This window comes from Parabacteroides sp. AF48-14 (assembly GCF_003477465.1).
In the GTDB taxonomy this organism is placed as follows: Bacteria; Bacteroidota; Bacteroidia; order Bacteroidales; family Tannerellaceae; genus Parabacteroides; species Parabacteroides acidifaciens.
Window position 1 is genome coordinate 54,474 of sequence record NZ_QUDI01000034.1, and the last position, 9,836, is coordinate 64,309.

At 44.1% G+C, this 9,836-nt stretch carries 6 protein-coding genes; all 6 read right to left on the reverse strand.

All coding sequences use genetic code 11. The annotated features are described in order from the left end of the window. Positions 1 to 29: 29 nt before the first annotated feature. Positions 30 to 1,286, reverse strand: a complete 1,257-nt coding sequence (locus DW083_RS15735) for a hemolysin family protein (protein ID WP_122333013.1) — start codon at positions 1,284 to 1,286, stop codon at positions 30 to 32. Continuing rightward, positions 1,287 to 1,967 (reverse strand): LPS export ABC transporter periplasmic protein LptC, encoded by a 681-nt coding sequence (lptC, locus tag DW083_RS15740; protein ID WP_122333014.1) that lies wholly within the window; start codon positions 1,965 to 1,967, stop codon positions 1,287 to 1,289. 2 nt (positions 1,968 to 1,969) lie between these two features. Then, complete coding sequence (locus DW083_RS15745) at positions 1,970 to 3,334, reverse strand: lipopolysaccharide assembly protein LapB (protein ID WP_115498227.1); 1,365 nt, start codon at positions 3,332 to 3,334, stop codon at positions 1,970 to 1,972. Between the two features lie 29 nt (positions 3,335 to 3,363). After that, positions 3,364 to 4,653, reverse strand: coding sequence for a hypothetical protein (locus tag DW083_RS15750; RefSeq protein ID WP_115498226.1), 1,290 nt, complete (start codon positions 4,651 to 4,653; stop codon positions 3,364 to 3,366). After that, positions 4,640 to 5,419 (reverse strand): type III pantothenate kinase, encoded by a 780-nt coding sequence (locus DW083_RS15755; RefSeq protein ID WP_122333015.1) that lies wholly within the window; start codon positions 5,417 to 5,419, stop codon positions 4,640 to 4,642. The genes DW083_RS15750 and DW083_RS15755 overlap by 14 nt, the downstream gene beginning before the upstream one ends. 74 nt (positions 5,420 to 5,493) lie before the next feature. Then, the gene (locus DW083_RS15760; protein WP_122333019.1) at positions 5,494 to 9,516 is read right to left on the reverse strand and encodes a glycoside hydrolase family 2 TIM barrel-domain containing protein; all 4,023 of its coding nucleotides are present in this window, start codon (positions 9,514 to 9,516) and stop codon (positions 5,494 to 5,496) included. Between the last annotated feature and the right edge of the window lie 320 nt (positions 9,517 to 9,836).

Here is a 9,836-nt window from a genome sequence, read left to right on the forward strand (position 1 = left end):
TGCTGCATCTTTTTATGCTCTTTTTTTAATTAACTCGTTACTTTCATACGAACTAACTCGATTTTCGTCGCTGTAACTTTTATGATTTTAAAAGAATACTTATCAATTACTACCGTTTCATTCAGCTTCGGGAATTTCTGATAGAAGTGCAGAATGAAACCGGCGATCGTGACATAATCATCCGATTCCAGCAACTCCAAATCGAACTTCTCGTTCAAAGTGTCGATCTCCATACGGCCGGACAGCAGGTATTCGTCATCTCCGACCTTCCTTGCCACATAGGATTTTATATCATGTTCGTCTTCAATTTCCCCGAAAATTTCCTCCACCAGGTCTTCCAAGGTCACAATACCGGAGGTTCCTCCGAATTCATCCACCACGACAGCCAGACTCTTCTTATCCTGCATCAGGACTTTCATCAGCTTATTGGCAGCCATCGTTTCCGGCACGATCGAGACACTCCGGATGCTCTGCGTCCAATCCTCCGGATTCTTAAACATCTCCGACGAATGGATGTATCCGATAATATCGTCTATATTCTCATTATATACGAGTATCTTGGAAAGTCCGGTTTCAATAAAACGGGAACGTAGCTCCTCTATTGTTACCGTCTTGTCGCACGCTACAATCTCTGTCCGGGGAACAATACAATCGCGCAGACGCACGTTCGAGAAGTCAAGTGCATTCTGAAATATCTTGACTTCCGTATCCATATCCGAATTCTGCGGCGCATCCTCTATACTCTGTTGAATGAAGTAATCGAGGTCCACCTTTCCCAAAGTCCGCTGTGTCGAATCGGTCACGTTCTTTACCCCGACAATCTTCAGAATCAAAAAGGAAAGTAAAGACGAGAACTTGGAAATCGGATATAATACGATATAAATGATCAATAAAGGTACCGAAAACAGGGTAAGTGAAAAATTCGGATTCAGCTTAAATATCGTTTTCGGAATAAATTCACCCGTAAACAAAATCAGAAGGGTGGAAATGATAGACTGAATCAACACGATCAGCGCCTCGTTATTGACCACACGGGCGATAAACGGCTCCAAGACAATAGCCATCTGCAGGCCGTAAACAACCAATGCGATGTTGTTTCCGACCAGCATCGTCGAAATAAACTGATGCGGATTCCGGTAAAAGATTTCCAGAATTTTGCTCGTCAGGCTTTTTTCCTTCTTGTCGAGTTCAAAGCGCAGCTTATTCGAAGAGATAAAAGCAATCTCCATTCCTGAGAAAAAAGCCGAAAAAGCCAGTGATATTAATATGTATGTCAATGCTCCCATTTAGTTTGTATCAGAGGTCACAGGCTGTACCGTCGGGATAGCATTAACGGCAACGGAATCTACCGAAGCCTCAGTATTCGTTGAATCGGCGACAGCCGACTCATTTACCGGGAAAACACCCTGTGAATTAAATATCTTATAACGAGTCATATCCTGATTAGATTCGAACCCGATACCTGTTATTATCTTATCCTCTTCTTCTATCCGTATATACTTATCGGAATAGACTTTTTCTTCTTTCTGATCAAAAAAGAGCAGGGAAGTCTCAAACTTCTTTCCTTCCACACTTTCTATTTTCACGTTTCCGATCAGTTTCCACAGTTCTTTTTTCTTATAATTATAGACCGTATCAGCTTTGACACTTGCTACCGTATTGAACAAGGTATCGAATTTTTCCACATAAAAACCTTCCGGGAAATACAAAAACGGTTCTTTCGCCTTATCGAAGCTCAACATTTCTTTAGCATTCACACGATAACGCGTAATCCCCGAATCTGAAATTAAGGTTGAGTAGTCCGTAGTCTTCAAGGTATAGGTTGTCTCCGGGTCGAAGGCTACCACCACGACCTCTTTATTATCACTCCCGCAAGAGGCAGTAAATAAAAGAAGCATAACAACTACCGTAAAGATAGTTGTTATGCCTTGATTATTCGTTTTACAAAGAAAACGGTTCCAATTCATACTTATCGGATTGTTACAGTCTCACCGATCCAGCCGCCAATTCTGAATGTTTTACCTTTTTCCAGATCCGGGTGCATGAATACTTCTTCCGTAGAAGGAAGATGAGCACGATACGTATTAGCCAATTTTGCAGCGTCTTCTGCTACGTTCTGATCCACCTGTCTTGCCTTTTCAAATTTGTCAATAGCTGCATAATATACAACTTTTGCCAATACCGGGTCATTCGGATAAATAGACTTGGCAGATTTAGCATACATGTTACCGATCATGATATACGGTGCTCCGTAATCCGGGTTTGTTTCGATAGCTTTCTGGCAATACTGTCTTGCTTTTGCCAAGTTGTTCTGTTCGAACAAAAGTACACCGATCAGGTAGTAATCTTCAGCTTTTGAAACAGCATCTGTTTCCATGTTGGCTGCTTCTTCAAAATACTTGATTGCCTTATCGTAATCTTTTGCTTTTACAGCTTGTTTTGCAATACCCAGAGCTGCATCTGCACTCGGTTCCAATTCATAAGCATAGGCAGCAGCCGTATAGAATGCTTCGATTTCCTGGCAACGAACACGTCTCAACATAGAAACGATTTCTTTCAGGGCTTCCAGATTACCCTTGGCAGCTTCTACCTTAGGAGCATACATACCCTGCAAAGTCTCACAATCAGCAGCGCCACTACCGGCAAAACCGCCGTCGATAGCAGATTTGTAAGTAGTCAGGTTCTTCACTTCCTTCTCATTATTTGCAGCCTGAGCAGCAGCTAACTGAGTAGCAATGATCTTAGAACACTTCAGATAATCTTCCAGGTAAGTTTCCTTGAAGTTCGGATCAGCCAGCAACTGACGGTGGGAAGCCATCATATACAGGGAAACACCCATTGCTTCGGTATTTTCACCAAACTCATTGATAACATCACCTAACCAAGCATAGTACACTTTAGGATCGGCATCATCACCCTTCAAGCGAATATAATCGGCCGCTTTACGAGCAACAATCCAGTCTTTACCATATTTCCGGTCATTACCGAAATATTTCACACGCGTATCATAAACTTTCATCAATTCATCGATAAGAGCAGCTTTCTTAGCCGGATCCGTTTCTGTATTGATTTTCCAGTCCATGATTTTCACACCATACAGGTAAATATCCTTATGAGCTCCCGGACATTCGGTATAAGCCTGGTGCCAGAATTCATAAGCATCCTTGAAATTCCCTGCTTTGGCGTAAGGGGTAAACAAGCTGATATTGGTAATACAACGTACGCTGTCTTCACCAGACCCGAACGGAGTACCAGTATCCACACCTTTTTGTGCATAAGCTCCGAACGACATCATCGAGCATCCGAGAGCTAATAATAATACTTTGATCTTCATATTTATTTCTATTAAAGTTAACTATTTAATTAATCGACCTTAAACTTCATAAACCAAGCTTCGTTGAACGTATAGTTCACAGTAAAACGGAAGTATTGTTCATCAATCATATTCATCCGTACTTCCGGTTTCTTTTTTACATATTCAAACGATATGTTTATCAATGAACGGTTATCGATCAACGGTAATCCTAAACCGAGACTTGCTCCGATTTCATTATAACCATCTCCGGAAGGATTAGCCTCAGTCCGGTTCATACGCAAATATGAATTGCCATAATGAAAACCTGCACGATAGCGAACCCGGCTGAAATATGATTTACGCATATAATCCGGAATGAACTCACCACCAACAGCTATACGGTAACGGTCTTTAAAATTACCTTTCTCACCAAAGTAAAGCATTTTTCCCCAATCTTCATAGGAAAAATCAGCCGCTAACGTTAATTTATTTTGTTTCACATATGAAAGGCCAACTCCATACTTGTTCGGAAGCCCGAATTCTTTGTTAGAAATCGTATCGGAAGAAATGACCTCATCCGTATATCCTCCGGAAGTCAGCGTTTCCGTATAATTATAAGAATCTGCATTCAGATTCCTTTTCGGAGAAAAGACAAGCCCTAATGTGACACTCTCCGTTTTACTGAAAGGATGTGTATATTGCACTCCGAAATCCATCAGGAGATCACGCACTCTCAACTCTTGGCTACGGGAAGTATTATAAGCGCCTGAACCTTCCGCAGCCATATTGATTAACTGCGAATGCTTAATATTCCCGAACAAAAAGCCGAAATTGGCACCGACAGCCAAACGTTTTTTCCAGATATCCACGGAAATACCTCCATACAAATCGCTCAAACCGCCCGATCCGTTATAAGTTTCCGTAAACGTTACATCCTGATCGTTACGCAAAGCCCCGAATTTATATCCGACATAGGAATAGGGCAATAAGCCGACACTCAAGGCTACACGCCGATGGATCGGGAATTGCATCGCGATGTATTCTACATTTCCGTTTATGTCATGCTGGCGGGCATTCCCGTCATCAAACCATGACAATTGGCCGGCTATACCAAAATCAAAGAGAAATGTCAGGGAGTCCATGCAACTGTATGACGCCGGGTTCATCGGATTGATCTGTTTTGGCGAACGTAATCCGTAACCTACACCGCCCATGGCTCGGCCTGCGCCGAACGAACGTTCTCCTAAATCACCATATCCGAAACGGGTATAGGGCGAGTTAGTATTGTTTTGCGCCATCAAAGGCAACAGTGTGAATATAAGAACGCTTGTTATTAGTACCTTATTAATCTTCAACATTATACTCTAAGATTCTGTTTAATCCTGTCAACACTAAATTAATGTCTGCAAAGATGGAGTTTTTTAGCCGTCTTTCAAAATAAAACGAATGACCTCCTGTTAAAAAAACCAAAAGGTTAGGATATTTTAGCCGAAGCTTTTCGATATACCCATCCATCTCGCACACTATACCATTTACTACTCCAGCTTGAATCGCTGTTTCCGTATCCGTTCCGACCAGGGGTATATCCTCCTGCTCGACCACCAAAGGCAATTTTTTTGTAAACTGGTTCAGAGCCTTGAACCGGGTTGTCATCCCGGGCGAAATATTCCCGCCCAGATAAGCACCGGAAGCATCGACCAGTTCATATGTAATAGCCGTTCCGGCATCGATCACCAGCAAATCCTTTCCAGGTTGCAGGTAATTGGCTCCGACAGCGGCAGCCAGCCTGTCCCGGCCCAATGTTTTGGGAGTTTTATACTGCACCGTAATCGGAAGAGGCACCGTTTCATCCAAAAACACAAAATTCCGAAGATTCGTTTCCAAGTATGCGACCAGCTCGTCATCTTTGTCTATCACTGTTGAGAATATTCCTTTTGTCAACGGATATTTCTTAAATATGCCAGAGATAACTTCCACGTCGAACTTCTTAAACACAAAAGAAGCTTCCATACGCTTCCCGTTGTATACAGCCACCTTCGATGATGTGTTTCCTTGTTCTATAATAAGATTCACGTGTCTGAATTTTTCCGCAAAGAAACATAAAAATGATGAGAAAACAGACATCTTGAAGGCACAAAGTAAAAAAACAGGAAAGAGGACAATCTCTTTCCTGTTTCAATATATGATATAAAGATCAATCAATCAGCAAGAATCACAAGCTCGGCACCCGAAGCAAAATCCTGTCCGCGCTGCTCGCTCAAGGCTGTAAAACGGATATAACGGGCTTTTACCGGTTTATCAAACAGCACTTTCTTTTCTTTCAGGTTATTTTCAAAAGTGCCTTTTTGTATCGGTTCGCCCCAGTTCTTACCATCCTGGCTGACACTGATGGAGTAATCTTTGATATTTCCGTTAACGCCATCCTGGCGGGGCAGGAATGCAAATCCTTTGATCAGCTTTTCTTCGCCGGCATCCAGATCCACCCAATGCGGATACTTGGCAACCGTTACTGAAAACATCGTGTGCCAGATCGTATTCGGATCGCCATCCGTCAGGTTCTTGGCATCTCCATAACCGGACTCTTCGCTGCTCGTATAAATTACTTCTATCTGGATACTTTCTATTTTGCTGAATGAAGCCGTCGCATTGATTTCAGGATTATCCTTAAACCAAGCTTTTACCATGCCGCCATCACGGAATGGAATCGGCTCCGTATATTCTTTTGCTTTCCCTTTTCCATCGATCGTATAGCAGATTACGGCATCTTTACGCGCAGAAGAAAGCTCTACCGCTCCGGCACGGTTACGCATGATTGTCAACGGTACTTCACCGGCAGGTGCGACATTAGCCGTTGCCGTCAGATCTTTTCCGACAGGACGGATGATAAAGCCCATATTATGATGACCGGCAAAAACACGGTCCTGTTCCAACGGCCCGCCTTGTCCACAACTGTTTCCTCCCAATCCGGTCACAGCTGCATCCAGATGCAGATACGTATCTCCGGCTGCCGGCAATTGATACGGATGCGGTGCCAGAATCAGGTCTAAAGCCGAATACTGGAGAGCGGATGCAGACAAACGGTCGGTGGCTACAAACACGGCACCTTCTCCGGCAGGATTGGTCAATGCACACCAGCGCACATCTTCATGATTTCCCATATCCTGCGGTTTCGGGAAGTTTACAAACTCACCTGCCACCGTATTTTTATGCTGTTCGATAAACTGCCCGCTCTTACGATCGGCATAGTTATCGACCGGTCCACGTCCGTAATAAGTAAAGTCGGCAAACTGTTTCGGCATTTTCATTACATAACCCAAGCGCGGCAAAACCAGACTCGGACGGTTGGATGTAATACTGGACTGCAACTCGATAGAACCATCCGGATAAACGGTCCAAATCTGATTGGTTACAAATTTGAAATCGTTTTCTCCGAATTTAGAATCTGTCAATTCTTCAATGCTGTTCTTTCCGGAACTTGTCCCGCCTTTAATCTTTGCGCCATTCGGGGCCTGCGATTCAACGGTGAAAGCAAGGACAACCGTACCGTCCTTTTTCTCCAGGATCGTACTGTTCGTTGCTTTATGTTTCAGGTTGTGAAGACCTTGTTCGAACCATTGCGAATAGAACCAGTTATCATTATTGGTAAAAGCACGCAAAGCATCGAGCTTCGGTCCATTTCCGTCGGCTATAATCGTTTTACCGCCATACACCAAACTGTAAATCGTACCCGTTCCCATATCGAACTTAGCGACAAAGCCATCGCCTGCTATCGTTTTAATCGAAGCGTCCGAATCATTCAAACTAACTTTTCCGGCAGAAGCTGTCACTTCGGCTATAGAAGGACGTGCTGTCGCCTCCTGCAACAACATCTGTTCTTCTGCCTGCACAAATCCTTTTTCAGCCCAAGGCATATTCTCTTTCAGCAGGAACTGTACCTTTACAAAATACTCCGAACTGTTTTTGAGTTTATCGAAAGGCACAGGAATCGATATTTTCGCTCTGGTACGGGCGGCAATTGTTCCGGCGTTAACCAAACCGGCTTGAACCTCCTTGCCGTTTTCATAAAGCGACCATTTTACGTCATAATCCGAAAGGTCTTTAAAATAGTATTTATTGAAGACTTCAAAGGAGCCTTTCTGTGCATCGAGGGCTTTCACCTCTATATTCTGGTACACTTTCTTCACTTCGTAATACTGCGGTTTCGGCTCCAGATCACCAAACACGATGCCGTTCATCACAAACTGCCCGTCATTCGGCGTATCACCGAAATCACCTCCATAAGCCAGATAACGTTTGCCGGTCTTCTTATCGTAGTTGTACATAGACTGGTCCACCCAATCCCAGATGGCACCGCCACAGAAGAAGTTCGTCGATTCGATCGCTTCCCAGTAATCCACCAGGTTACCGCAAGCATTTCCCATCGAATGGGCATACTCGGAAATATGGAACGGATATTTGATATCATAATCGCCTTTTACTGCGCCACGCGTCCACCCGATAGACGGATATTGGTTCGAACCCATATCCACAATGTCATTATTACGTTCATACTGGACCGGACGTGATTTATCAACCTCCTTCAATGCCTGATAAGCGGCAACGAAGTTATCACCCGGGCCCGCCTCGTTTCCCAACGACCAGATCACGATAGCCGGATTGTTGATATTGGCATGGACCATTTCCAATACGCGTGCCACATGAGCGTTCTTCCATTCAACCGGATGCGACAGGGAAGCAGCACCATAATAATATTCGTGCGACTCGATATTCGCCTCATCTTCCAGGTAAATACCATATTTATTACACAAGAAATACCAATACGGATCATCCGGATAGTGTGAGTTACGCACATGGTTGATATTGGCACGCTTCATCAGCATCACCTCTTTTTCCATCATCTCACGGGTAATAGCATGTCCGACCGCCGGATTCGATTCGTGACGGTTGACGCCTTTCAACTTAACAGTCTTACCATTTATATAATAGTAACGGCCTGCCAAGCCGAATTCATCTTTTTCTGCCGGCGTATCTTTTATCTCTACTTTGCGGAATCCGACAATTGTAGAAACCGTTTCCACCGTCTTTCCTTTGGCATTCTTCAATTCTGCCACTAACGTATAACGATACGGAAATTCAGCCGACCATTTATTGGGAGCCTTCACGTTTAACACAGCCTGTGCTGATTGCGTCTGGCCTGGGTTTACGGCATCGAGCATAGCCGTAGCGATCACATTGTCGACTTTTGTATTCTCATCCGAATACAGTTTGTTTGCATACAGCGTATATTCCAGCTTATATCCTTTTGCCGCCTTCTTATCCAGATTGCGCACGTCGGCAGAGATTGCTAACGAACCATCCGTATAAGCAGCATCCAAATCAGGTGTTACAACCAGGTCGCGCACATGCACCTTCGGAACCGAATAGAGAGCCACCGTCCGGAAAATACCCGGCAGACGGAACATATCCTGCGCTTCCAGGAAAGAGCCGTCGGAACTGCGATAGACTTCTGCCGCCACCACATTTGCCCCTTTACGAAGATAAGGAGTTATATTAAAGTTAGCCGCGTTGCGGGAATTCTTGGAAAAACCGACATACTGGCCGTTAATCCACAGATAAAAGAAAGAATCGACGCCATCGAAGCTGATAAAGACTTCACGGCCATCCCAATCCTGCGGGATGTCGAAGTTACGACGGTAAGAGCCGACTTCATTCCGGTGTTTATAAGTCGTCCAGCTTGTCGGAGGAGTCCGCATCACACCGCCGCGCCAGTCGTCCACCGCCACTTTATGTTGGAAGATAACGGGCTGGTTCACATAGATAGGCACACCATATTTCTGGCTTCCGTCTTTCTGAATACCATAGATATTCCAGCTGGAAGGAACCGGGATGTTATCCCATCCGGAGGCATCGAACTCTGTTTTATAAAAATCTTTCGGACGGGAATCGGGATCGGGCGCCCAATTGAATTTCCAGTCACCATCCAGCGACTGCCAGAATTTACTGTTTTCAGGCAACACCTTACGGGCATTCTCCACATCCTGGAAAGGGAAAATATAAGCATGCGGCTGTTCTTTGTTCAGAGCCAGATTCTCAGGCGACTCCCATTCTTTACCGGTCGGCGCTTCCACCGAACCATAACTAAATCCCCCAAGCGGCTGTTGATCCGCCATGCCATGAAAAGAGGCACAGCAAAGCGCTAAGGTTAACGAGATTTTTTTCAAGTTGTCCATGTTAGATATTAATAGATTTTATTTGTGTATTCATTCTTAGACGTGCCAAAATGTTCACAAATATACGCAATTAAGACTGGATACGAAAGAATTATCAGTATCTTTATCTATAATCAAAAACAGATACCCCCAGTCCTCTATTTCATAAATTAGCTAAACGCTTTACAGACTACCTTGACAACCCGCTTTTTATTTTATTGAATGGCACAGAAACAGTTTTAAGAATATTTGAATCAAAAGAGCAGGCTTCGTAGGGGCAGTTCGCGAACTGCCCGGGTAACGACGAAGGACATATTTGTTGACACGAAGGG